Source organism: Pseudomonas alkylphenolica (genome assembly GCF_004025535.1).
GTDB classification, from domain to species: domain Bacteria; phylum Pseudomonadota; class Gammaproteobacteria; order Pseudomonadales; family Pseudomonadaceae; genus Aquipseudomonas; species Aquipseudomonas alkylphenolica_A.
The window spans coordinates 1-24,369 of record NZ_QJRG01000046.1; the positions used below are offsets into that span (position 1 = coordinate 1).

At 61.5% G+C, this 24,369-nt stretch carries 21 protein-coding genes and 1 rRNA gene; 13 read left to right on the top strand and 9 right to left on the bottom strand.

The genetic code is table 11. The features are described 5' to 3' along the window. Window positions 1-9 precede the first annotated feature (9 nt). Window positions 10-125: ribosomal RNA gene (gene rrf, locus DM813_RS14955) — 5S ribosomal RNA — on the top strand. A 219-nt stretch (window positions 126-344) separates the two neighbouring features. Here the strand turns inward: rrf and DM813_RS14960 are convergent. Next, window positions 345-650, bottom strand: coding sequence for a hypothetical protein (locus DM813_RS14960; RefSeq protein ID WP_128324173.1), 306 nt, complete (start codon window positions 648-650; stop codon window positions 345-347). A 97-nt stretch (window positions 651-747) separates the two neighbouring features. Continuing rightward, a complete protein-coding gene (locus DM813_RS14965) occupies window positions 748-2,484 on the bottom strand; it encodes a SulP family inorganic anion transporter (RefSeq protein ID WP_128324174.1) in 1,737 nt (578 codons plus the stop codon). A 258-nt stretch (window positions 2,485-2,742) separates the two neighbouring features. On the opposite strand from DM813_RS14965, the gene DM813_RS14970 reads away from it, so the two are divergent. From DM813_RS14970 to DM813_RS14980, 3 genes are all read left to right on the top strand, one after another. Then, window positions 2,743-3,246 (top strand): sigma-70 family RNA polymerase sigma factor, encoded by a 504-nt coding sequence (locus DM813_RS14970; protein WP_128324175.1) that lies wholly within the window; start codon window positions 2,743-2,745, stop codon window positions 3,244-3,246. Next, window positions 3,246-4,208 carry a FecR domain-containing protein gene (locus DM813_RS14975; protein ID WP_128324176.1) on the top strand — a complete coding sequence of 321 codons (963 nt, stop codon included), beginning with the start codon at window positions 3,246-3,248 and terminating at the stop codon, window positions 4,206-4,208. Before DM813_RS14970 ends, DM813_RS14975 begins: the two co-directional genes overlap by 1 nt. A 153-nt stretch (window positions 4,209-4,361) precedes the next feature. After that, entirely contained in the window at window positions 4,362-6,767 is a 2,406-nt protein-coding gene (locus tag DM813_RS14980) for a TonB-dependent receptor (RefSeq protein WP_241653184.1), read from the top strand. 7 nt (window positions 6,768-6,774) lie between these two features. Here DM813_RS14980 and DM813_RS14985 read toward each other — a convergent pair whose 3' ends face one another. The 4 genes from DM813_RS14985 to DM813_RS15000 all read right to left on the bottom strand — a co-directional run bounded on the left by DM813_RS14985 (window position 6,775) and on the right by DM813_RS15000 (window position 12,397). Next, window positions 6,775-7,272 carry an RES family NAD+ phosphorylase gene (locus DM813_RS14985; RefSeq protein WP_128324177.1) on the bottom strand — a complete coding sequence of 166 codons (498 nt, stop codon included), beginning with the start codon at window positions 7,270-7,272 and terminating at the stop codon, window positions 6,775-6,777. Next, window positions 7,272-7,790, bottom strand: a complete 519-nt coding sequence (parS, locus tag DM813_RS14990) for a type II RES/Xre toxin-antitoxin system antitoxin (protein WP_241653182.1) — start codon at window positions 7,788-7,790, stop codon at window positions 7,272-7,274. The genes DM813_RS14985 and parS overlap by 1 nt, the downstream gene beginning before the upstream one ends. A gap of 232 nt (window positions 7,791-8,022) precedes the next feature. Then, window positions 8,023-9,270 carry a ribonucleotide-diphosphate reductase subunit beta gene (locus DM813_RS14995; RefSeq protein ID WP_128324179.1) on the bottom strand — a complete coding sequence of 416 codons (1,248 nt, stop codon included), beginning with the start codon at window positions 9,268-9,270 and terminating at the stop codon, window positions 8,023-8,025. A gap of 241 nt (window positions 9,271-9,511) precedes the next feature. Continuing rightward, a complete protein-coding gene (locus DM813_RS15000; RefSeq protein WP_128324180.1) occupies window positions 9,512-12,397 on the bottom strand; it encodes a ribonucleoside-diphosphate reductase subunit alpha in 2,886 nt (961 codons plus the stop codon). Window positions 12,398-13,161: 764 nt separating this feature from the next. On the opposite strand from DM813_RS15000, the gene DM813_RS15005 reads away from it, so the two are divergent. From DM813_RS15005 to fhuF, 3 genes are read left to right on the top strand one after another with little or no spacing between them, the layout of a single operon-like run. Further along, a complete protein-coding gene (locus DM813_RS15005) occupies window positions 13,162-13,887 on the top strand; it encodes a response regulator transcription factor (protein WP_128324181.1) in 726 nt (241 codons plus the stop codon). Further along, a complete protein-coding gene (locus DM813_RS15010) occupies window positions 13,884-15,500 on the top strand; it encodes an ATP-binding protein (protein ID WP_128324182.1) in 1,617 nt (538 codons plus the stop codon). The genes DM813_RS15005 and DM813_RS15010 overlap by 4 nt, the downstream gene beginning before the upstream one ends. Further along, on the top strand, window positions 15,497-16,048 hold the full coding sequence (gene fhuF, locus DM813_RS15015; RefSeq protein ID WP_128324183.1) for a siderophore-iron reductase FhuF: 552 nt from the start codon (window positions 15,497-15,499) through the stop codon (window positions 16,046-16,048). Before DM813_RS15010 ends, fhuF begins: the two co-directional genes overlap by 4 nt. A gap of 3 nt (window positions 16,049-16,051) precedes the next feature. Here the strand turns inward: fhuF and DM813_RS15020 are convergent, their stop codons facing one another. Then, a complete protein-coding gene (locus DM813_RS15020; protein ID WP_128324184.1) occupies window positions 16,052-16,753 on the bottom strand; it encodes a 4'-phosphopantetheinyl transferase family protein in 702 nt (233 codons plus the stop codon). 146 nt (window positions 16,754-16,899) lie between these two features. Between DM813_RS15020 and DM813_RS15025 the strand changes: the two genes are divergently transcribed. The 4 genes from DM813_RS15025 to DM813_RS15040 all read left to right on the top strand — a co-directional run bounded on the left by DM813_RS15025 (window position 16,900) and on the right by DM813_RS15040 (window position 21,249). After that, complete coding sequence (locus tag DM813_RS15025; protein ID WP_128324185.1) at window positions 16,900-17,502, top strand: outer membrane protein; 603 nt, start codon at window positions 16,900-16,902, stop codon at window positions 17,500-17,502. Between the two features lie 114 nt (window positions 17,503-17,616). Further along, entirely contained in the window at window positions 17,617-18,294 is a 678-nt protein-coding gene (locus DM813_RS15030; protein ID WP_128324186.1) for a response regulator, read from the top strand. Next, window positions 18,291-19,637: an ATP-binding protein gene (locus DM813_RS15035; protein ID WP_128324187.1), complete on the top strand. Its 1,347-nt coding sequence runs from the start codon at window positions 18,291-18,293 to the stop codon at window positions 19,635-19,637. The genes DM813_RS15030 and DM813_RS15035 overlap by 4 nt, the downstream gene beginning before the upstream one ends. Before the next feature lie 289 nt (window positions 19,638-19,926). Next, on the top strand, window positions 19,927-21,249 hold the full coding sequence (locus tag DM813_RS15040) for a dicarboxylate/amino acid:cation symporter (protein ID WP_128324188.1): 1,323 nt from the start codon (window positions 19,927-19,929) through the stop codon (window positions 21,247-21,249). Between the two features lie 61 nt (window positions 21,250-21,310). Here DM813_RS15040 and DM813_RS15045 read toward each other — a convergent pair whose 3' ends face one another. Both DM813_RS15045 and DM813_RS15050 read right to left on the bottom strand, forming a co-directional pair. Beyond that, window positions 21,311-21,805: a SprT family zinc-dependent metalloprotease gene (locus tag DM813_RS15045; protein ID WP_128324189.1), complete on the bottom strand. Its 495-nt coding sequence runs from the start codon at window positions 21,803-21,805 to the stop codon at window positions 21,311-21,313. Between the two features lie 140 nt (window positions 21,806-21,945). After that, a complete protein-coding gene (locus DM813_RS15050; RefSeq protein ID WP_128324190.1) occupies window positions 21,946-22,545 on the bottom strand; it encodes a Yip1 family protein in 600 nt (199 codons plus the stop codon). A gap of 272 nt (window positions 22,546-22,817) precedes the next feature. Here DM813_RS15050 and ttcA point away from each other — a divergent pair, with 272 nt between their 5' ends. Further along, a complete protein-coding gene (ttcA, locus tag DM813_RS15055; RefSeq protein WP_128324191.1) occupies window positions 22,818-23,642 on the top strand; it encodes a tRNA 2-thiocytidine(32) synthetase TtcA in 825 nt (274 codons plus the stop codon). Window positions 23,643-23,647: 5 nt separating this feature from the next. Then, window positions 23,648-24,319 (top strand): DNA-3-methyladenine glycosylase I, encoded by a 672-nt coding sequence (locus DM813_RS15060; protein ID WP_128324192.1) that lies wholly within the window; start codon window positions 23,648-23,650, stop codon window positions 24,317-24,319. Window positions 24,320-24,369 lie beyond the last annotated feature (50 nt).

The window sequence follows — 24,369 nt, forward strand, 5'->3', positions numbered from 1 at the left end:
ACAGAATTTCTTGACGACCATAGAGCATTGGAACCACCTGATCCCATCCCGAACTCAGCAGTGAAACGATGCATCGCCGATGGTAGTGTGGGGTTTCCCCATGTGAGAGTAGGTCATCGTCAAGATTAAATTCCGAAACCCCTATCTGCACATGCAGGTAGGGGTTTTGTCTTTTCCGGCTGCCGCCAGTGCAACTCTCCCTCGATCCTGTGGGAGCGGGTTTACCGGGGCGCCGGACCGCCGCGAAAAGCCGTTGCGCGGTCCCCGGCTAGCTTCTGTCTCAACCACCAAAACCCAGACCCAAAAAAAACCACCCCGCAGGGTGGTTTCAGACGCGTATACGCTTAAACAAAAGCCTGAGGCGCTACACCACGAGGCAAGCGACAGCGTTCCGGCAGGGCGGCCAGGCGTACACGCCAGTTGGCCTTGAAGCAGAACGCGGCGGCCTTCGCCTGGCTTGCCTGGCTTTCCAGGCGCTGCTTGCGCAGCTCTGCCAACGACGGGGTGGCTTTCTTGACGGGGGCGGCTTCGGTTTTGACCAGCGAGCGCTGGCACGACTTGCAATCGACCTTCTCGGCTTCAGACGTGGCGCTGAGATTATTGCCGTTGCGACCGCAGGCGACAGTGTCGTCGCTGATTGAGTAGTGCATTACCAAAACTGTACATCTCCACACATATGAACAAAGCGCGGGTATTTTCGCATAGGTTGGCACTGCGTGCGGCGCTAACCTTCACGCGTGATCGCCGTTAGGGTGTCCAGTCGACGCCGCGCTCTTCCAGGTAGGCATCCACCGCCGCGCCAACGGTTGGCTGGAACACATCATGGCCAATATGCTCAAGCACTTCCAGGCGCAGGAGTTTGTCCTTGACCGGGTCTTTCATCTCGGCAAAGCGCAGCTCGATGTTGGCCGCCTGCAGTGACTGTTCCAGCTCCACCAGCATGTCGGCCGAGGTCACGTCGACACTGGTGACCGGCTCGGCGGCGACCACCACCCGGCGCACTTCGGTCGGGGCATTGGCGATCGCCTCCATCACGCACTTCTGGAAGAACTCGGCATTGGCGAAGAACAGCGGTGCATCCCAGCGAAACAACACCAGGCCAGGCACCAGGCGAGCATGAGGATAGCGGGAGATATCGTGATAGCCCCGTACACCGTCAACGCGGCCGAGTACCGTGTAATGAGGACGCCAGCCATCCCAGAGAAACTCGATCACTGCCAGCACCACCGCCAGGCCGATGCCCGGCACGGCGCCAAGCAGTACAACCCCGACAAAGCAGGTGATCGACAGCCAGCATTCCCAGCGCTGAATACGATAGATCCGCTTAAGGTCCTTGATCTCGAACAAGCCAATGGCGGCAGCAATCACCACGGCGGCCAGCGCGCTGTTGGGCAGGTGCTGCAACAGCGTGGGCGCAAACAGCAGCAACAACGCAACCCCGATTGCAGCGAACACGCCGGTGAGCTGAGTGCGCGACCCTGCCGCCTCGGCGACCGGGGTACGCGAGGAGCTGCTGCTGATGGGAAAGCCCTGGAACAGTCCTGCGGCAAGGTTGGCGGCTCCCAGCCCGACCATTTCCTGGTTCGGGTCGACAGGGCTGCGGAGCTTGGCTGCATAGGTGCGCGACAGCACGCTGGTATCGGCAAACGACACCAGGGCGGCAGCGAAGCCCCCCATCAGCACCGGGATCAGATCTTCGGCCCGCAGCCAGGGCACCACAAAACCGGGTAGCCCTTGTGGCATCGCGCCCAACACTTTTATACCGTGACTGGCATCGAGGCCAAGTCTGCCCACCACCAGGGTGGCAGCGACCACGCCGATGAGGATGCCCGGCACGCGCTTGAAGCGCTCGAGCACCAGGATCAGGGCCAGGGTTCCGGCGCCAATGAGTAATGCGGCCCAGTTCGCATGGCCGGCCAGCAGGGCCTGGGCGAGGTTGAGTACCTCGCGAAGGGGGCCACTGCTTTCCACCGAGATGTCGAACAACTTGGGTGTCTGGCTGATCAATACGGTAAAGGCGATACCGTTCATGTAGCCGTAGCGAATGGGCTTGGACAGCAGCTCGGTGATGAAGCCCAGGCGTAGCAGGCCTGCACCGACACACACCAGGCCGCACACCAGCGCCATGGCGCTGGCCAGGGTAATGGCGCGCAGCGGGTCGCCGGCAGACAGGGGCAGCACCACGGCCAGAATGATGGCAGCCAACGCCGAATCGGGTCCGAGCACCAGAATGCGACTGGGGCCGAACAGGGCATAGACCAGCAGCGGCACGATGCTCGCGTACAGCCCATAGATGCCGGGCACGCCTGAGGCCTCGGCGTAAGCGATGCCCACCGGCACCAGCATGGTGGTGAGCACCAGCCCGGCGAGCAGATCTTTCGGCAGATTGCCCAGCGGGTAGGTGCGCAGCACCTGCAACCCGGGCAACCAACGCCGCCAGCCGTGCTGAGGTGTGGTGGTGCGTGGGGATGGCCTTTCATTCATGCAGTGCTATCCAATGGCGCTGACAGGGATCCTGGGCTGAAGCTTTTAAAGCATGGCTCACTATCGTGTCTGCGCCGAAAAACTTGGCTGCTTTGGATCAATTGCAGTCGAATCACCTGCCTCGCTTGGCGCTCAGGCAATTTTCCGCCCGTCTGTACTCATTCTGTAGCAATTGCTATCACTGCCTCCTTATCTATAAAATGCGATCAATTCTTAATTACATCCTGCCACTGACGGCCGGTGTGTTCAGTGGCGTTTATGTCTTCTACCGATCGCGCGCTCAATCTGCATATCCACACCCTGTACAGCGAGCATCACGGCTGGCTGCATGGCTGGCTCAATCGTAAGCTGGGCAACACCAGTGATGCCGCCGATCTGGCCCACGACACCTTCGTACGCCTGATGACGCGCCAGTCGACCAGCATGGGCGCCGAGCCACGTGCGTTGTTGACACACATTGCCAAAGGGTTGGTGATTGATCGGTGGCGTCGCCAGGATGTCGAACGTGCCTACCTCGAATCGATAGCCCATCTGCCTGAGCCTGAGGTCCCGTCGCCGGAGACACGCTGGCTGATCCTCGAAACGCTGTATCGCATCGATGCCATGCTGCGCGAAATGCCGGCACGTACACGTCAGGCCTTCCTGTTGTCGCAGATCGACGGCCTGACCTACGCGCAGGTTGCCGAGCAACTGGGCGTTTCTCTGGTAACGGTCAAGCGCTACATGCGTGACGCCTTCCTTGCCTGCTTGAGTGTGGCCTGATGACCCCGTCGATTGATCCGCAGATCCTCGGCGAGGCGGCCGACTGGCTGGTGCAGTTGCAATCCGGCATGGCCACGGCGGAAGACCATCGTGCCGTGCAGCATTGGCGCGCCCGCAGCGCACAGCATGCAATGGCCTGGGAGCGTGCTGAAGCCTTACTGGGTGATCTGCGTGCGGTTCCGGGTGCCGTTGCCAGCGATACCTTCCAGCGCCTGAGCCGCAATGCCCGCATCGGCCGTCGCCAGGCGCTGCATCGCCTCGGCGTGTTTCTGCTGGCTGGCCCTGCGGTGTGGTTGGCCTGTCGCGAGTTGCCGTGGCAGCAGTGGAGCGCCGATCAGCGTACCGCCATCGGTGAGCAGAAACGCCTTACCCTGCCTGACGGCACCCAGTTGCTGATCAACACCGGCAGCGCACTCAATATCGCCTTCACAGCGCAAGAGCGACGCATCAAGTTGCTGGAGGGCGAAGTGCTGATCAGCACCGCCCAGGACCCATCGCCCAGCTATCGGCCTTTCATTGTGCAAACCCGGCACGGCACCGCACGTGCGTTGGGCACCCGTTTCAGTGTCCGTGTCGATGCCGAGCAAAGCCGTGTGGCGGTGAGCGAAGGCGGGGTGCAGATGCAGCCCCTCAACGGCGATCGCAGTCTGGTCCTCAAGGCCGGCGAGCAAAGTGCTTTTGGCACCACCGCAATCCAGGCCATCGAGCCGCTGGACACTGCCGCGCTGACGTGGGAGCAGGGCATGATCGTCGCCAAAAGCATGCGCCTGGACGATTTGATTGCTGAGCTCGGCCGCTATCGTCCGGGGGTGATGCGCTGTCACGACGAGGTGGCCAAGCTGGTGGTCTCCGGTGCGTTCCCGCTGCGCGACACCGACGCGAGCCTGCGTCTGCTCCAGGACACGCTGCCAATCAACGTCAGCAGTCTGACGCGCTATTGGGTTGCCATCGAGCCGCGCTGAAGCCCTCCAGATTATTTTCCGGTTCGCGTGATACCTTTTTCCTGGTCATCCGGTGTGTAAGTGAACCCTCACTTTTCCTAGCGCCGACAGGAACACCGAATGACTTCAAGGCTGCTGCAGTCCACCTCCCGAATGAGCCCTCCCTGTGTCGCCATGAGGGCCTTGAGCTTTGCTGTTGCGCTGGCCGCGCTGATGCCGGTGCACTTCGTGTTTGCCGCCGATGCCGTGACCAGCAGCGCTACCCGTGACTACAGCATCGCCTCCGGTCCGCTGGGTGACACCCTGGCGCAATTCGCCGCTCTGTCGGGGGTGCCGTTGTCGTTCGATGCCAACCTGCTCAACGCTCGGCAGAGTCCGGGGCTGCAGGGGCGCTACACGGTAGAGGCGGGTTTTGCGCGCTTGCTCGAGGGCAGTGGTTATGACCTGCAGCGCACCGGTAGCGGCTTCACTCTCGCACCCCACGTGAGTGCCGACGGGGCGCTGGAGCTTGGTGCAACCACGATCAACAGCGCTGCAGACGGTGTGGCGCTGGATACCTACGGTGGTGGCCAGGTGGCCCGTACCGCGCGCCTGGGGTTGTTGGGTAACCGCTCGATCAACGATGTGCCGTTCAGTGTGGTCAGCTACACCGCCAAGACCATCGCCGATCAGCAGGCCCGTACCGTCGGCGACGTGCTGCTCAACGATGCCTCGGTTCGGCAGTCGGCGGGTTTTGGTAACTTCTCTCAGGTCTTCACCATTCGCGGCTTGCCGCTGCAAAGCGACGACATCGCCTTCAATGGCCTGTACGGCGTGCTGCCACGCCAGATCATTACCACTGAGGCGCTGGAGCGGGTGGAGTTGTTCAAAGGCCCCAACGCCTTTCTCAACGGTGTCGCGCCCCAGGGCAGTGGCATCGGCGGCAGCGTCAACCTGGTACCCAAGCGCGCCGAAGATGCGCCGACCCGCAGCGTGACCCTCGATTACGCCAGTGATACCCAGGTCGGTGGCCACCTCGACCTGGGCCAGCGCTTCGGCGTAGACAACCGCTTTGGCGCGCGGATCAACCTGGCCCAGCACGGCGGGGATACCGCGATTGATGATGAGACCAAGCGCTCTTCGTTGATTGCCATCGCGCTCGACTACCGTGGTGAGCGCCTGCGCTTGTCCACGGACCTCGGCTACCAGAAGCAGCGTATCGACAATGGCCGCTCGGTGGTTTACCCCACCGGCACCAAAGTGCCCGACGCCCCGTCTGCCAAGGACAACTATGCCCAGGACTGGACCTGGTCGCAGCTGGAAGACACCTATGGCATGGTCAACGGTGAATACGACCTCAGCGACAACTGGACCCTGTATGCCGGCGCCGGGGCGAAGCACACACGTGAGAACGGGCAGTACTCCTCGTTGTATGTCGGTAACGACGGCAGCGGCCGTGTGGGCTTTCTGTACTCGCCGCATGATGAAGACAACAAGAGCGCGATGGCCGGTCTCAACGGTCACTTCAACACAGGCCCTGTCACCCACCAGATGAACTTCGGCCTCTCGGGTATCTGGGGCGAGCAGCGCTCCGCCTTCGAAGCGATCCTGGTGGCCAACCGCGTACCCGGTAACCTCTACAATCCCACCCAGGTCCCGCGGCCGAGTGTCACCTATTTCGGCAGCGACATTCACGACCCGCGCATCGTCGGCAAAAACCGCATCAAGAGCGCTGCGGTCTCCGACACCCTGGGTTTTCTCGATGATCGCGTCTTGCTGACCCTGGGGGTGCGGCGGCAGACCATCGAAGTAGACGCCTGGAACACCACCAGTGGCGTGCGCAATGCCAACTACGACGAGTCCATCACCACGCCCGTATACGGTCTGGTCATCAAGCCGTGGGAGCATGTGTCGTTCTACGCCAACCGCATCGAAGGCCTGGCCCAGGGTCCGACTGCGCCGACCACCGGCGTCACCAACCCGGGCGAAGTGTTCGCGCCCAAGCGCAGCAAGCAGACCGAAGCCGGCGTCAAGCTGGACTGGGACAGCTACGGCGCTACCCTGGGCGTGTACCGCATCGAGCAACCGAACAACTCCACCAGCTTCACTCCGGGTGTAGTCAACGGCACGTTCAACGTCGATGGCGAACAGATCAACAAAGGCGTCGAGCTCAATGTCTTTGGTGAACCGCTTGATGGTTTGCGGCTGTTGGCCGGTGCGACCTGGATGGACACCGAGCTGAAGAAGACCGCAGGCGGTGCCACCGATGGCAATCGTGCCGCCGGCGTGCCGCGCTTCCAGTTCAACGTCGGCGCCGACTGGGATGTGCCGGGCATCGAAGGGGCTGCCGTGAGCGGGCGTCTGCTGCGTACTGGCGGTGAGTACGTCAATGCCGCCAACACCCTGAGCATTCCGGCTTGGACGCGGGTGGACCTGGGTGCACGCTATGGCTTCAAGGCCGATGACAAGTACATCACCCTGCGCGCCAACGTCGAGAACGTCGCCAACAAGGCCTACTGGGCCTCGGCCTCCACGGCGAACAACTACCTGACCCAGGGTGAACCGCGCACCGTGAAACTGTCGGCGACCGTGGATTTCTAAGTCGTATTTATTGCAGGGGCGGGTTCAGCCGTCCATCCAGCGCAAACCGCTCCTGCAGTACAACCTCGTAAAGCCCCGTGGCCAGCTGTGGGTTCATCAGCAGGTTCCAGCTATGCGGCGAAACACAGGAGGGAATCAGCACGAAGGGGTGCTCCTCCAGGAGCTTCGCCCCAAAAGCCTGTTGGCTGCGGCTGGGCGTTCCTGGCCGCAGCCAGTTCAGGTTCGGCACCTCCTTGCGCTCGACCCTGTACACCCTGGAGGTGTCCATCACCCGAGCGGCGGTCAATGTGTGCGCCACGCAGTCGAGTGTCTGGAAGCCTTTGTGCACCGCCACCTCAAGAATCGCCGTAGCCGCATCGAGGCTTGCATACACCACCTGCACGCCTTTGGGGTTCCAGCGTCCACCGCAGGCCTCGGCACCAATGCCGCTGTTCCACGAAGGGGCGTGCCTGGCGTGGTCGAGGCGCCAGAAAAGCAGGTCATGGGTCAGTGGGTCCGTCACCATCAATAGACCCCGTAATCCAGCCGGTTCAGAAAGTCGGTGACCAGCTCATAGCCGACCGGATTGGACAGCAGGTCGATGGGCGACTCGCCATCCAGCCCGAGCGCTGGCCGGGTCATCCATTCCTCGGCCAGTGCGCGGGTACCGAACACCTCCTGTGCCTTCTCCAGCACCTCGGCGTAATACAGCGCCCGCGCACTTTGCTCGGGGCTCAGGGCTTCATCCTTGTTCTTCATGCGGCGGGCGAGGGTGCGCTCTGACAGGCCGACTATCTTCGCCAGCACGTTATGCCGCTTGAAGGTTTCAACCGATTCCACCAGCTGGATCACAGAGCTCAGCGGAAAGCCGCTTTGTGTAGCTTTGAACACCTCCATACGGTCGTCGGTGTTGGTGTCGGGCAGCAGCAGGTCGACAATCGTCAGGCTGCAAGCGCTCGCGGCTGACCCGGCATCGGCTGGTTGTGCTTTTACAGGCTTTTTCGATGACTTTCCGGCGTCGGTGGTTTGCGCGGTAGCAGACATGATCGGTGCTCCACTCTGGACAGATGGCATTCAGTGTACTGCCAATTGGCAAGGCTGTGAGAAAAGATGTGCGTCGGCATGTTGTTGCTTGGTGTTCTTGAGATCTTGCGGGCGGCGCTCGATCTCATGAGCGCCGAAAGTCTCAAGACAAGCACCTGCGAGCTTCCATACATTCAAACGCCCAAAAAAAAGGCCGCCTTACGGCAGCCTTTCTTGGAACCCGAGCGGAAAATCAATCCCAGCTCAACGCCCCACCCGTCTGATATTCAATAACCCGAGTCTCAAAGAAGTTTTTCTCCTTCTTCAAGTCCATGATCTCGCTCATCCATGGGAACGGGTTAGTGGTACCTGGGTACTCTTCTTTCAAACCAATCTGCGACAGGCGACGGTTGGCGATGAACTTGAGGTAGTCCTCCATCATCGCTGCGTTCATGCCCAGTACGCCGCGCGGCATGGTGTCGCGTGCGTATTCGATTTCCAGCTGGGTGCCCTGCAGGATCATCTGCGAGGCTTCTTCCTTCATTTCGGCATCCCACAGGTGCGGGTTTTCGATCTTGATCTGGTTGATCACGTCGATACCGAAGTTCAGGTGCATGGACTCGTCACGCAGGATGTACTGGAACTGCTCGGCAACGCCAGTCATCTTGTTGCGGCGACCCATGGACAGGATCTGGGTGAAGCCACAGTAGAAGAAGATGCCTTCCAGAACGCAGTAGTAGGCGATCAGGTTGCGCAGCAGCTCTTTGTCGGTCTCGACGGTGCCGGTGTTGAACTCGGGGTCGGAGATCGCGCGGGTGTAGCTCAGGCCCCAGGCGGCTTTCTTCGCAACCGACGGGATCTCGTGGTACATGTTGAAGATCTCGCCTTCATCCATGCCCAGCGATTCGATGCAGTACTGGTAGGCGTGGGTGTGGATCGCCTCTTCGAACGCCTGGCGCAGGATGTACTGGCGGCATTCCGGGTTGGTGATCAAACGGTACACGGCCAGGGCCAGGTTGTTGGCAACCAGAGAGTCGGCAGTGGAGAAGAAGCCCAGGTTGCGCATGACGATACGACGCTCGTCGTCGGTCAGGCCTTCCTGGCTTTTCCACAGGGCGATGTCCGCGGTCATGTTGACCTCTTGCGGCATCCAGTGGTTGGCGCAACCGTCCAGGTACTTCTGCCAGGCCCAGTCGTACTTGAATGGCACCAGCTGGTTGAGGTCGGCGCGGCAGTTGATCATGCGCTTTTCGTCGACCGCGACGCGTGCAGCGGAGCCTTCCAGCTCAGCCAGGCCTTCGGCGATGTCGAGTTTGTCCAGGGCAGCCTTGGCGCGCTTGACGGCGTCCGAGTCATCGGCGGTCACGGCACGGGCTTCCAGGGCAGCAACACCGCCGGCGTTATCAAGCTTGTCGATGCCTGCGGCAGCCGCTTGAGTGGCGGTTGCGCCTTTGGCGGCTTCTTCGCCTTCGTCTTTGTCGAATTCGTCCCAGCTCAGCATGGTGGGTCTCCTGCTTGAGGGCCATGTTCAGTATGGCCGGTGGATCTTGGTTGCGATGCTTGCGGTTAGGTACTGCGGTGCACGCAAAAACTTGGAATGCTTCCGGGAGCGGGGCTCCTCGGCAGGTCGTGGGCATAAGGGCCCGGGACCTATTTGTCGTGTTGCGAAGGGCAGGGCAGCGGTGCCGCCCTGTCGCTGGCAAGCCAGCGCCTACAGTGAGCGCTGGCTGGCCTTCAGGCGCTTATTGGCAAGCTTCGCAATCCGGCTCGTCGATCGCGCAGGCCTTCGGCACTGGCGCCGGGCCCGCTGCTGCCTGGACCGGGGCGCTGTCGCCACCGCTGGACACGGCATTGAGCTTGCCGGTGTTGATGGTCGACTTCTCGGTGCTGGTCGCGGCCAGGGCACGGAGGTAGTAGGTGGTTTTCAGACCACGGTACCAGGCCATGCGGTAGGTGACGTCCAGTTTCTTGCCCGATGCGCCGGCGATGTACAGGTTCAGCGACTGCGCCTGGTCGATCCACTTCTGACGGCGGCTGGCGGCGTCGACGATCCACTTGGTTTCCACTTCGAACGCGGTGGCGTACAGGTCTTTGAGTTCCTGCGGGATGCGCTCGATCTGCTGTACCGAACCGTCGTAGTACTTCAGGTCGTTGATCATGACCGGGTCCCACAGGCCACGGGCCTTGAGGTCGCGAACCAGGTACGGGTTGATCACGGTGAATTCGCCCGAGAGGTTCGATTTCACATACAGGTTCTGGTAGGTCGGCTCGATGGACTGCGATACGCCGGTGATGTTGGCGATGGTCGCGGTCGGCGCAATGGCCATGATGTTCGAGTTACGAATACCTTTTTGTACGCGAGCACGGACCGGTGCCCAGTCCAGGGTCTCGTTCAGGTCGACGTCGATGTACTTCTGGCCACGGGCTTCGATCAGGATCTGTTGCGAATCCAGCGGCAGGATGCCTTTGGACCACAGCGAGCCCTGGAAGGTCTCGTAGGCGCCGCGTTCGTCGGCCAGGTCACAGGAAGCCTGGATGGCGAAGTAGCTGACCGCTTCCATCGACTTGTCGGCGAACTCGACGGCAGCGTCGGAACCGTAAGCAATGTGCTGCAGGTACAGCGCATCCTGGAAGCCCATGATGCCCAGGCCGACCGGACGGTGCTTGAGGTTCGAGTTGCGCGCTTGCGGCACCGAGTAGTAGTTGATGTCGATCACGTTGTCGAGCATGCGTACTGCGGTGTTCACGGTGCGCTGCAGCTTGGCGGTATCCAGCTTGCCGTCGGTGATGTGGTTCGGCAGGTTGATCGAGCCCAGGTTGCAGACCGCGATCTCGTCCTTGTTGGTGTTCAGGGTAATCTCGGTGCACAGGTTCGAGCTGTGGACCACGCCCACGTGCTGCTGCGGGCTGCGCAGGTTGCACGGGTCCTTGAAGGTCAACCATGGGTGGCCGGTCTCGAACAGCATCGAGAGCATTTTGCGCCACAGGTCTTTGGCCTGGATGGTCTTGAACACCTTGATCTTGTTGTACTCGGTCAGGGCTTCGTAGTACTCGTAGCGCTCTTCGAAGGCCTTGCCGGTCAGGTCGTGCAGGTCTGGCACTTCCGATGGCGAGAACAGGGTCCACTTGCCGTCATCGAAGACACGCTTCATGAACAGGTCGGGGATCCAGTTGGCGGTGTTCATGTCGTGGGTACGACGACGGTCATCACCGGTGTTCTTGCGCAGCTCGATGAATTCTTCGATGTCCAGGTGCCAGGTTTCCAGGTAGGCACACACAGCGCCTTTGCGCTTGCCACCCTGGTTAACGGCTACGGCGGTGTCGTTGACCACTTTCAGGAAGGGTACGACGCCCTGGGATTTACCGTTGGTGCCCTTGATGTAGGAGCCCAGTGCACGCACAGGGGTCCAGTCGTTGCCCAGGCCACCGGCGAATTTCGACAGCATGGCGTTGTCGTGGATCGCGTGGTAGATGCCCGACAGGTCGTCTGGAACGGTGGTCAGGTAGCAGCTCGACAGCTGTGGACGCAGGGTACCGGCGTTGAACAGGGTCGGAGTCGAGGCCATGTAGTCGAAGGACGACAGCAGGTTGTAGAACTCGATCGCACGGGCTTCTTTGTTTTTCTCTTCCAGCGCCAGGCCCATGGCCACACGCATGAAGAACACCTGAGGCAGTTCGAAGCGCACGCCATCCTTGTGGATGAAGTAACGGTCGTACAGGGTTTGCAGGCCCAGGTAGGTGAACTGCTGGTCGCGCTCGTGGTTGATCGCCTTGCCCAGTTTTTCCAGGTCGAAAGCGGCCAGGGCAGGGTTCAGCAGTTCGAACTCGACACCTTTGGCGATGTAGGCCGGCAATGCCTTGGCGTACAGGTCGGCCATTTCGTGGTGGGTGGCGCTGTCGGCCACGCCGAGGAAGCCCAGGCCTTCGGCACGCAGGGTGTCCATCAGCAGGCGGGCAGTCACGAACGAGTAGTTCGGCTCGCGCTCAACCAGGGTACGGGCGGTCATCACCAGGGCGGTGTTGACGTCCTTGATGGCCACGCCGTCGTAGAGGTTCTTCAGGGTTTCGCGCTGGATCAGGTCGCCATCGACTTCGGCCAGGCCTTCGCAGGCCTCGGTGATGATGGTGTTCAGGCGGTTCATGTCCAGTGGCGCGAAGCTGCCGTCGGCCAGGGTGATGCGGATGCTTGGGTGCGGCTGTACGTTGGCGTCTTCGGCGTGAACGCGGGTAGCACGCTCTTTGGCGCGCTGGTCACGGTAGATCACGTAGTCGCGGGCCACTTTCTGTTCGCCGGCACGCATCAGGGCCAGTTCGACCTGGTCCTGGATTTCTTCGATGTGGATGGTGCCGCCCGATGGCATGCGACGCTTGAAGGTCGCGGTGACCTGTTCGGTCAGGCGGGCAACGGTGTCGTGGATACGCGACGAGGCAGCGGCGGTGCCGCCTTCAACTGCGAGGAACGCCTTGGTGATGGCCACGGTGATCTTGTCGTCGGTGTAGGCGACGACAGTGCCATTGCGCTTGATCACGCGCAGTTGGCCTGGGGCGGTAGCGGCCAGATCCAGGTTCGAATCGGCGGCCTGCGGCGCCTGGGCCTGCGGGTTCTCGCGAGTTGTGTCGGTTTGCATGGGTGTCTCCACGTTCTCTATGTTTGTTTAGGCGCCTTGTGGGCGCCAGCCGTTCCGTCCGAAAGCCCAACAACCGACCCTGATGACACGCGGGAACGCAACGTTCCGGCATGCCGAACAGGTCGGGCATACTCACTTCGGGACAGATCAGGAATAAGGGGCAATTTCTTGCCGCTCCCTGGCCGAAGTCAAAGGTTCTGAATCGCTGATCCAAAACTGTTGCTGTCAGGTGTGCCGATGGCTTGCAACACCCGTACCCGAAACAACACCCTCCGAGGGTTTGCAACGGTCGCCTCCGCAGGAGCGGTTTGGCTGCTGATTACGTCTAAAGTTCAAGCGAAAAAAGCACCTTTAAAGGGCTTGAGTTCTCTGCTCGACTTGTGCTTGGGATTTGCTTCAAACCCCAAGATGTAGTGTTTTGTTTCGATAGGGATACAAGATAATGCGGTCCTGGGGGTATTGCAAGTTGGTGCGCTGTGGATAACTTGTGCGTATTTTGTGTGTGATTTCAATCAACGCCTTGTAGGCTGCGTCTTAGCGCCGGATGACCGCTCGTCACCCTTTTTTTCACCGTCACGCACAAGGCCGATGAATTTTTCGGGCGCGCACCCTACCACATAATCAGCGACTGTCCGAGCGGCCCGACAATCAGCGGTGGCGGTTGGCAGGCGTCGGTGCCCGACGTAGTATCCCGAGCCCATGTTGCCTTTTGGTGAAGCGCGGTAACGGGCACTCTTTATAACAACAAGCTGTCGAGGTGAACCGTGGAGCAGCAGCGCAGTCGGGTGTTGATCGTCGAGGATGACCAGCGTTTGGCCGACCTGACCTGTGAATACCTGCAGGCCAATGGCTTCGATGTTCAGGTTGAAGGGGACGGTGCCCGGGCGGCGGCGCGGATCATCGCCGAGCAGCCGGACCTGGTGATACTCGACCTGATGCTGCCCGGCGAAGACGGCCTGAGCATCTGTCGTAAGGTGCGCCAGCAATTTGCCGGCCCCATCCTCATGCTCACGGCCCGCAGCGACGACCTGGACCAGGTTCAGGGCCTGGACCTGGGCGCCGACGACTACGTGTGCAAGCCGGTGCGCCCACGGCTGCTGCTGGCGCGGATCAACGCCTTGCTCAGGCGCAGTGAACCGGCCGCCGAGAGCGAGCCTCCGCAGTGCCTGCAGTTCGGGCCGCTGCGCGTGGACAACGTACTGCGCGAAGCCTGGCTGTATGCCGACGGTATCGAACTGACCAGTGCCGAGTTCGACCTGTTGTGGCTGTTGGTCAGCAATGCCGGGCGCACCTTGTCCCGCGAAGAGATTTTCACCTCGTTGCGCGGTGTGGGTTACGACGGCCAGGACCGGTCCATTGATGTGCGTATTTCCAGGATCCGCCCCAAAATAGGTGACGATCCCGAGCACCCGCGGATGATCAAGACCATCCGCAGCAAAGGCTACCTGTTTGTGCGCGAGGCAGCCGAGGCCATGGGCCAGGCGCAATGAATTCGATTTTTCTGCGGATCTATGGCGGCATGCTCGCCGCGTTGGTGCTGGTGGCCGTGCTCGGCGTGCTCAGCATGCACCTGCTCAACGAAGTGCGCGCCGCGCAGTACCGTGAGCGCCTGGCGCACGGCACCTTTACCTTGATGGCCGATAACCTGGTGTCGATGGGCAGCGTCGAGCGCAAGCGCGCGTTGCTGATCTGGGAGCGGCTGCTGGGTATTCCGCTGGAACTCGACAGCATGGCCGCGGTAGGCCTCGACGGTGGGCAGCGCAGCACCTTGCAGCGTGGCCAGGTGCTGGTGGAGAAGACCGGGCCCCATGCGGCCAAGGTCATGCGCCAGATCGGCACCGAAGAGCTGCTGCTGGTGGGCGAAGTGCAGCAGATCAGCGAACAGCTGGCGCGCGCCACCATCTTCCTGTTGGCCGATGAACTGGTGCGCTATCCGATTGGCGAGCAGCCCCGGCGCCTGGCCGAGATTAAAAAGAACAAAGGCTTTGGCTTTGACCTGAGCCTGCGTCGTCTGGACCAGACCGACATGGACGAAGACCAGCGCCGGCGTGTCGATGAAGGCGACACGGTGTTGGCGCTGGGCAAGGATGGCGACTCGATCCGGGTCTATGCCGGTATGGTCGGCACCCCGTGGGTGCTGGAAATCGGCCCGTTGTACCAGATGAACCCGTATCCACCCGAGCTGCTGGCGCTGATTGCCGTGCTCGGGCTGTGCCTGATCGGGCTGATTGTCTACCTGTTGGTGCGTCAGCTGGAGCGGCGTCTGTCTGATCTCGAAACAGCCGCCACCCGTATCGCCCAGGGCAGCCTGGAAACCCGCGTAGTTGCCGATGATGCCGACTCGGTCGGGCGTCTGGCGGCGGCGTTCAACGGCATGGCTGAGCATTTGCAGCGTTCGCTGACCATCCAGCGCGAGCTGGTGCGCGCCGTGTCCCATGAGCTGCGCACGCCAGTGGCGCGTCTGCGCTTCGGTCTGGAGATGATCGCCAGTGCGCGCGACGACCAGGCGCGGGAAAAGTATTTGAGCGGCATGGATGGCGACATCCAGGACCTGGACAAACTGGTGGACGAGATGCTCACTTACGCCCGTCTAGAACAGGGCGCGCCGGCACTGCATTTCCAGCGGGTCGATCTCGATGCCTTGCTCGATCAGGTGATTGAAGAGCTGGCGCCGTTGCGCGGTGACGTCAAGGTCGTGCGCGGGCCATGTGAGGTGGCAGAGGGTGCTGCGCCGGGGCAGGGGCCCTGGGTTGAAGCCGAGCCGCGTTACTTGCACCGGGCCCTGCAGAACCTGGTGAGCAATGCCATGCGCCATGCGGAGTCGCAGGTGAGCCTCAGTTATCAGATTGGCCTGCAGCGCTGCCGCATCGATGTCGACGACGATGGCCCAGGCGTGCCGGAAAGTGCCTGGGACCGCCTGTTTACCCCCTTCACCCGACTCGACGACAGCCGCACCCGGGCCTCGGGTGGTCATGGCCTGGGCCTGTCGATTGTGCGGCGAATCATCTATTGGCATAACGGCCGAGCGTCGGTCGGGCGCAGCGAACGCCTGGGCGGTGCCCGCTTCAGCCTCAGCTGGCCGCGCAGTCAGGGCCAGGCATGAGTGAGTCGCTACGCCTCGAGCACCTGCTGCAACCTGAGCGCTTCGACAGCTTGCTGCTCAGGCTGTATGGCGCCGGGTTGATGCCGGCGCAACGGCCGGTGCTGGTGTCGCAATGGTCGAAATATTACTTCGGGTTGGTTTGGCAAACCTTGCTGGACGGTGTTGCATTGCCCCTGTTCGATGCCACTGAAGTGACCCTCGATGCCCGCGGTCTACCCATTGCCATTGATGGCCGAGGCGGGCATTGCGAAGGGAATCAGGCGCTGCTGGGGGAGCACTTCAATCCCGTGGTGTCACGGCTGGCGGTAGTGGGCGCGCTGGCCCCGGGGGTAGTGTGGGGTAATGCCGGAGATTGCCTGGATCAGGCGCTTGAGCGTGCCGAGTGTGATGCCCATCTTGATTTAGGCCACTGGCTCAGCTCGCCCGACAGCCCTATGCATGCGGCCGTTGGCCTGGATGCAGCGGGCAAGCGCCGTCGGCGCACCTGCTGCCTCAGCTACAAAGTCGACTGGATTGGCCACTGCGAGCATTGCCCGCTGCTGGCCTGACGCTCAGACGCTGACCAGGCTCAGCAATTGGTCATCCTGCAGGCTGAACTGCCCTTCAAGCTCCCGTCCTTTATGCCACTGCGCCGACAGGTCGGTCAGTAGGCGCAGGCGGGCGTGACCGTCGGTTGACCACTCCAGCACTTCGGCGTGCTCAAAGTAGAAGCGTTGCCGCACGATAGGGTAGAGCGCCTTGAACAGGCTTTCCTTGAGCGAGAAGGTCAGGGTCACCGTCAGGCCTGTTTGCCCGGCTTGCATGCGCTGCAGCTCGGCTGCGGTGAGGATCTCGCGCGCCAGGCGTTCGGCGCGCGCATCACTGAGCAGGCTTTCCTGATCCAGCCCCAACCCCTGGCAATCGGCGTCGCGCGCCACCACGGCGGCCGCCCAGCCTTTGCCGTGGGTGATCGAGCCGCTGATGCCGGCCGGCCAGACCGGTGAGCGGTCTTCGTGTGTCCCGGGTACGTACTCCAGCCCGTTCAGGTGCTGCAGGGCGGCGCGGGCACACACCCTGCCGGCCAGGTACTCGGCCTGACGCTTGGCTACCGAGCGTTGCAGGCTCGCGGTCTGTTCGATGCCGGCGCGGGCGAAGTCATCGCTGGCCAGCAGGGCAGGGTCGAAGGCGCAACTGACCAGTTGCGCGCCAGGGACCGGGCGGGGCAGGGGCCAGTGGTGCAACAGCGGCGCGCAGCAGGAGGGGAGTCGGTTCATGGCCGGTATTGTGCCGTGGGCGCGGGGGGCTTTCCAGTAGCGGCGGTTCGTTCAGGCGAGGTTCAGCTGGGGTTCAGCAGCGGTTCAGGGCCGTCTGCGTACTCTGGCTTCAACACCTAAACGGCACATCGCCAGGAGTAGCCCCTATGAAATCGCTCAATGCACTGTTTATCGCCGCCGCCGTCTTTGGCGCCAGCGCCGCTGTTCAAGCCGCCGACACCACATTCGCCGGTGTCAGCTACGGCCAGACCAGCGACCGCATCAGCAAGTCCGGCCAGCTCAACAGCAACACCGACCACCTGAACGCCAGCGGCATCATCAGCAAAGACGACACCTGGGGCGTGCGGGTCGGGCAAATGAACGAAGAGCGTCGTTACTACCTGACCTATGACAACGTCTCCAACGACCACAGCGGGCTGAAACTGCGTCAGGAAAACCTCTTGGGCAGCTACGACATGTTCTACCCCGTGGGTAACAGCACCAAGCTGTTCGGCGGCGCCAGCGCCGGCATCACCAAGCTGAGCCAGGAATCGTCCGGTTATAGCCGCGACACCGATACCGGCTACGCTGTCGGCCTGCAGGCCGGTGTGTTGCAGAAGGTCACCGACAACACCTCGGTCGAGTTGGGCTACCGTTACCTGCGCAGCAATGCCAAAACCGAGCTTGCCGAGCACGGCGGCCCGAAACTTGGCACCCTGCGCCTGGACAGCAGCGCCCAAACCTACCTTTCGGCCAACTACATGTTCTGAGCCGCAGATGAGGACGATCGAACCGGCCTTCAGCGGGAAGGCCGGTTCGCTGTTTTGGCAACGATTTAGTAGGGTACCGGGGACACTGTTGCCGGTAGGGAAAGGGAGGAACCTATGAAACTGCTGGTGGTTGAGGATGAAGCGCTCTTGCGTCATCACTTGTACAGCCGGTTGAGCGAGAGCGGGCACGTCGTTGAGGCGGTGCCCAATGCCGAGGAGGCGTTGTTCCAGGCTGAACAGTTCAACCATGACCTGGCCATCATCGACCTCGGCTTGCCCGGCATGGGCGGGCTGGACCTGATTCGGCAACTGCGCTCGCAGGGCAAGAGCTTCCCGATCCTGATCCTGACCGCCCGCGGCAACTGGCAAGACAAGGTCGAAGGGCTGGCGGCCGGGGCTGACGACTATGTGGTCAAGCCGTTTCAGTTCGAGGAGCTGGAAGCGCGGCTCAATGCCCTGTTGCGTCGCTCCAGTGGCTTTGTGCAGTCGACCATTGCCGCCGGGCCATTGTTGCTGGACCTGAACCGCAAACAGGCGACCCTGGATGACGAACCGCTGGCGTTGACGGCGTTCGAGTACCGCATCCTCGAGTACCTGATGCGTCATCATCAGCAGGTGGTGGCCAAGGACCGCCTGATGGAGCAGCTTTACCCTGATGACGACGAGCACGATCCGAATGTGATCGAAGTGCTGGTAGGGCGGCTGCGGCGCAAGCTTGAAGGCAGCAACGGCTTCAAGCCGATCGATACGGTGCGCGGCCTGGGCTACCTGTTTACCGAGCGCTGCCGATGATCCGCTCGTTGCGCGTACGCTTGATGCTGGCCGCGGCATTGTTGGCGCTGCTGTTCATGCTGGCGCTGCTGCCGGCGTTGCAGCAGGCCTTCAGCCTGGCGTTGAAGGAAGCCATCGAAAAACGCCTGGCATCGGATATCACCACACTGATTTCGGCTGCGCGGATTGAAAATGGTCAACTGAAAATGCCGGATTTGCTACCGGACGAGCAGTACAACCTGCCTGACCGCCGCCTGCTCGGTTACATCTTCGACCGCGACGGGAACCTGGTCTGGCGTTCGCGGGCAACCAACGACGAACAGATCAACTACACCCCGCGCTATGACGGCAGAGGCAATGAGTTCGCCCAGTTCCATCAGGCCGATGGCGAGGAGTACTTTGTCTATGATGCGGAGGTCAAGTTGCTGGGCGGCCAGAGCGCGGCCTTCAGTATTGTTGCCTTGCAGCCGTTGCGCGAATACCAGCAAACCCTCAATGGCCTGCGCGAGCGCCTGTACCTGGGTTTTGGCGCCGCCTTGCTGGCCTTGCTGGGATTGCTTTGGGGCGGGCTGACCTGGGGTTTGCGCTCGTTGCACCAGTTACGCCACGAACTGGATGAGGTCGAATCGGGGGCCCGTGAGGGGCTCAGTTCGGAACACCCCAGGGAGCTGCTGCGCCTGACCGGCTCCCTCAACCGGCTGTTGCGCAGCGAACGCGAGCAACGCCAGCGTTACCGCGATTCGCTGGGCGATCTGGCCCATAGCCTGAAAACCCCTCTGGCGGTGTTGCAAGGGGTCAGCGAAAGCATGGCGCAGCGCCGTGAGGACCGCGAGCAGGCGCGGGTGCTGCAAAGCCAGATCGAGCGCATGAGCCAGCAGATCGACTATCAGCTGCAGCGCGCCAGCTTGCGCAAAAGCGGTCTGGTGCGTCACCAGGTGGTGTTGCAGCCGTTGCTTGAAAGCCTGTGCAGTACCCTGAGCAAGGTGTACCGCGACAAGCGCGTCAAGGTCACCCTTGAGGTGCCTGAGCGCGCGACGGTGCCCATGGAGCAGGGCGCGTTGCTGGAAATGCTCGGCAACCTGCTGGAAAACGCCTACCGCCTGTGCCTGAGTGAAGTGCGCGTCAGCCTGCGCAGCGGGCCCTCGCTGGTCGAGCTGTGCGTCGAGGACGATGGGCCCGGGGTGCCGCCCGATCAACGCGAGCGCATCCTCCAGCGTGGCGAGCGCCTGGACCGGCAGAACCCGGGGCAGGGGATTGGCCTGGCGGTGGTCAAGGACATCATCGAAAGCTACGACGCCAACCTCACCCTCGATGACTCCCCCCTGGGCGGCGCGGCATTTCGCGTGCGGTTCTCCCTGGACTGAATCGCCGTCAGCTCGGGCGGATATCCGCCATCCTGAACCCTTTGCAAAAGATGTCGGGCGGAAATCCGCCAGGATGCCCGGCAACCTTGCAACCTCATTGTGCACCTAACCCCCGTAAATACGGAGCTCGCACCGATAAAGCGCATTTTGGCATCGGGCTTGCTATTGCCCTAGCAGAGTACTGCCAGGCAGCTCGACACAACAAATCCCTCCAGTGCAGGAGGGTTCGCGCTTTAGGTACCCCTCGCGTCCTGGGAAGGATCGGGTCGGTACACTTGAGGAAATAGCCATGACGACGCGTCAGCCACTGTACAAATCGCTGTATATCCAGGTGTTAGTAGCGATCACCATCGGTATCCTGCTGGGTCACTACTACCCCGAAACCGGCGTTGCCCTGAAACCGCTGGGTGACGGGTTCGTCAAACTGATCAAGATGGTTATCGCCCCCATCATCTTCTGCACCGTGGTCAGCGGTATTGCTGGCATGCAAAGCATGAAGTCGGTTGGCAAGACCGGTGGCTATGCGCTGCTCTACTTCGAAATCGTCTCCACTATCGCCCTGATCATCGGTCTGGTCGTGGTCAACGTGGTCAAGCCGGGCGCCGGCATGCACATCGACGTCAGCACCCTGAACGCCAGCAGTGTGGCCGCCTATGCCGCCGCCGGCGCGCAGCAGACGACTGTCGGCTTCTTGCTCAACATCATCCCCAATACTGTGGTCGGTGCCTTCGCCAACGGCGACATCCTGCAGGTGCTGATGTTCTCGGTGATCTTCGGTTTCGCCCTGCACCGCCTGGGTGCCTACGGCAAGCCGCTGCTCGACCTGATCGACCGCTTCGCCCATGTCATGTTCAACATCATCAATATGATCATGAAGCTGGCGCCGCTCGGTGCCTTCGGTGCCATGGCCTTCACCATCGGCCAGTACGGCGTGGGTTCGCTGGTACAGCTGGGCTACCTGATGGCCTGCTTCTACGTCACCTGTGTCCTGTTCATTCTCGTGGTGCTGGGCGGTATCGCCCGGGCTCACGGCTTCAGCGTCCTCAAGCTGATCCGCTATATCCGTGAAGAGCTGATGATCGTGCTGGGTACCTCGTCGTCCGAGTCGGCCCTGCCACGCATGCTGACCAAAATGGAGCGTCTGGGCGCGAAGAAATCCGTGGTGGGCCTGGTGATTCCTACCGGCTACTCGTTCAACCTCGACGGTACCTCGATCTACCTGACCATGGCCGCGGTGTTCATCGCCCAGGCCACCGACACCACCATGGACATCACCCACCAGATCACCCTGTTGCTGGTGCTGCTGGTGGCCTCCAAAGGTGCTGCGGGCGTTACCGGTTCGGGCTTCATCGTGCTGGCCGCTACCCTGTCGGCTGTCGGCCACCTGCCGGTGGCAGGCCTGGCGCTGATTCTCGGCATTGACCGCTTCATGTCCGAAGCCCGTGCCTTGACCAACCTGATCGGCAACGCGGTAGCAACCGTGGTTGTGGCCAAGTGGGTCAAAGAGCTGGACGAAGACAAACTGCACGCCGAGCTGGCGTCCGGTGGTTCGCCGCTGGTCGAAGTCGGCCCGGTCGATGACCTGGGTGTCGCTGAAGTGTCTACCCGCTAACGGCGCAGGCACACTGAAAAAGCCCATCTTCGGATGGGCTTTTTCGTTTCTGGAGGGGTGGTTATTCCACGCGTGTTTCGCCGCTGTATACCAGGGTGTGGCGGCAGCGTCGGCACAGGTAGCGGCGGCCCTGGCGCACCAGGCTGTGGCGCTGCGCCGAGAACGGGAAGTCGCTACCTGCACAGGGGCAGCGGTAGATGTAGCGGGTCACGGTGCGACGCTTGATTGCGTAGTTATGGCAGCGATGCGGCGGCAGTTCGTAGACCCCGCGCATTATCAGCTGCCATTCCTCACCATGCGGGGCAATCGTGTCGCCAAACAGCTGGTGCGCTACCAGGTGCGCAACTTCGTGGGCCACGGTCTGCTTGAGGAAATCCTCGCTGTTTTCGCGGTACAGCTGCAGGTTGAAGCGCAGCAGGTTTTCATGCAGGTGAGCAACACCGGCTTTTTGCCCGCGCAGCTTGAAGCTGACCTCAGGGCGAGGGAAGGGGCGTTTGAAAAAGGTTTCGGCTTGCTGGTAACAGGTCTCGACGCGGGATTTGAGCAGCTCGGGCATATCGGGGAACACTCCTGGCCGACGATTATGCCGCAACCACCGCCGCGTTGCCGAGCCACCCGTCAGCACACAGCATCAGGCCGTCTTGCGACGGCCCGATGGTTTACTGCGCCTATGTTGCAGATTTTCTAGTGATAGCTTCAGTTGGTATAGACCGGCCCCACGCCGAGTCCCCAGACAATCACGGTGAAGGCCATGATGGCAACCAGCACCACCAGGCCGACCGCCAGTACCGAACTCGAGAACAGGAAGCCTTCATCCGAAGGAATGTTCATGAAGGTCGGTAGGCCGACATAGAGCAGATAAACCGTGTAGCACACGGCTGCCGTGCCAACGATCATTCCCAGCCAGAGGTGGGGGTACAGCGCCGCCAGGCCGCCGACAAACAGCGGCGTTGCGGTGTAGGTGGCAAACGCGATGCAGCGGGCCATGCTCGGGTTGGCGTCGTAGGTGCGCGCCATCCAGTGAATGAACGCGCCCATCACTGCCACCCCGGCCAGCATCGCCAGGTACGACATGATGGTCATCCATAGCGCGCTTTCATGGGTGAGCATGACCGGCGCCCGTTCGCCAATGACCCAGCCGACCTGGGTCGTACCGATAAATGCAGAAACGGCAGGAATCGCCGCCAGTACCAGCGTATGCGTCAGGTACATGTGGCTTATGCTTTCTTCCTCGCCACGGATTTCTTTCCATTCTTGGTCAGGATGGGTAAACAACCCCAGAACGTGATGGATCATGCCAGTCACTCCTTCCATCGTTGCCATCGCCCCCCAGCGGAGCGCTTGCGACCCCACGTGTTGGGGCCAAGAGGATCGAGGTCACTTACAGCTGTGGCCTTATGTCGCAGTATAGGAAGGAGTTAACCGCTTAAAGTCGACTTTTTAGAGCAAATCGCGCTGTCAGCGTGCCCCTTAATCACCTTGCAGTCTTTATCGGATTGGCCTACGCCTGCTCGCGGTTTGTGCGTAAAATATGCCGCTTTTGTCACACCTCGCGGATTTCAAGCGCTATGGGCACCCTTTCGGTCAACCAGAACAAACTGCAAAAACGCCTGCGTCGTCTCGCCGGCGAAGCCATCACCGACTTCAACATGATCGAAGAGGGCGACAAGGTCATGGTCTGCCTGTCGGGCGGCAAAGACAGCTACACCATGCTCGATGTTCTGCTGCACCTGCAGAAAGTGGCGCCGATCAAGTTCGAGATCGTCGCGGTGAACATGGACCAGAAGCAGCCCGGTTTCCCCGAGCACGTACTGCCGGCCTACCTGAAGGCCCTGGGCGTCGAGTACCACATCGTCGAAAAAGACACCTACTCGGTGGTCAAGGAGCTGGTGCCGGAAGGCAAAACCACCTGCTCGCTGTGCTCGCGCCTGCGTCGCGGCACCCTGTACACCTTTGCCGACGAGATTGGCGCGACCAAGATGGCCCTGGGGCATCACCGCGACGACATCGTCGAGACATTCTTCCTCAACATGTTCTTCAACGGCACGCTCAAGGCCATGCCGCCGAAGCTGCGCGCCGATGACGGCCGCAACGTGGTGATCCGCCCGCTGGCCTACTGCAGCGAGAAAGACATCCAGGCCTACTCGGACATGAAGGAATTCCCGATCATTCCGTGCAACCTGTGTGGCTCCCAGGAAAACCTGCAGCGCCAGGTGGTCAAGGACATGCTGGTGGAGTGGGAGCGCAAGACCCCGGGTCGTACCGAGAGCATCTTCCGTGGCCTGCAGAACGTGGTGCCGTCGCAGTTGGCTGACCGCAACCTGTTCGACTTCGTCAACCTCAAGATTGACGAAACAGCGACGCCGCGGTTTCTCGATGTGCTGAACATCTGACCGGCATGCGTGATTATCAATGGCTGCATGAGTACTGCCTGAACCGCTTCGGCTCCGAAGCGGCCCTGGAGGCGTACCTGCCGCAGCCCAAGTCCGCCGCGCAGCTGCGCGCCATCAGCGCCGACCGCTACCTGTCGACCTTGGCCCTGCGGGTGTTTCGTGCAGGGCTCAAGCACAGTCTCGTGGATGCCAAGTGGCCGGCGTTCGAGCAGGTGTTCTTTGGCTTTGACCCGAACAAGGTCGTGCTGATGGGCGCCGAGCATCTGGAGCGGTTGATGCAGGACACGCGGATCATCCGCCACCTGGGCAAGCTCAAGAGCGTGCCGCGCAATGCGCAGATGATCCTCGATGCCGAGCACAGCCACGGCAGCTTCGCCAACCTCATCGCCGACTGGCCAGTGACCGATATCGTCGGCCTGTGGAAGTACCTGGCCAAGCATGGCAATCAACTGGGCGGGTTATCGGCGCCACGCTTTTTGCGCATGATCGGCAAAGACACCTTCATCCCTTCCGATGACATGAGCGCTGCCCTGATTGCCCAGGATATCATCGACAAGCCTCCGACCAGCCAGCGCGACCTGGCCCTTGTGCAGGCGGCCTTCAATCAGTGGCATGCCGAGAGTGGCCGGCCGCTGTGCCAGCTGTCGGTGATGCTGGCACACACGGTCAATCATTGAGATTGACCCCGCGACCTATCAACTTTGCCAGTTGTGGGGCGCTATCGATT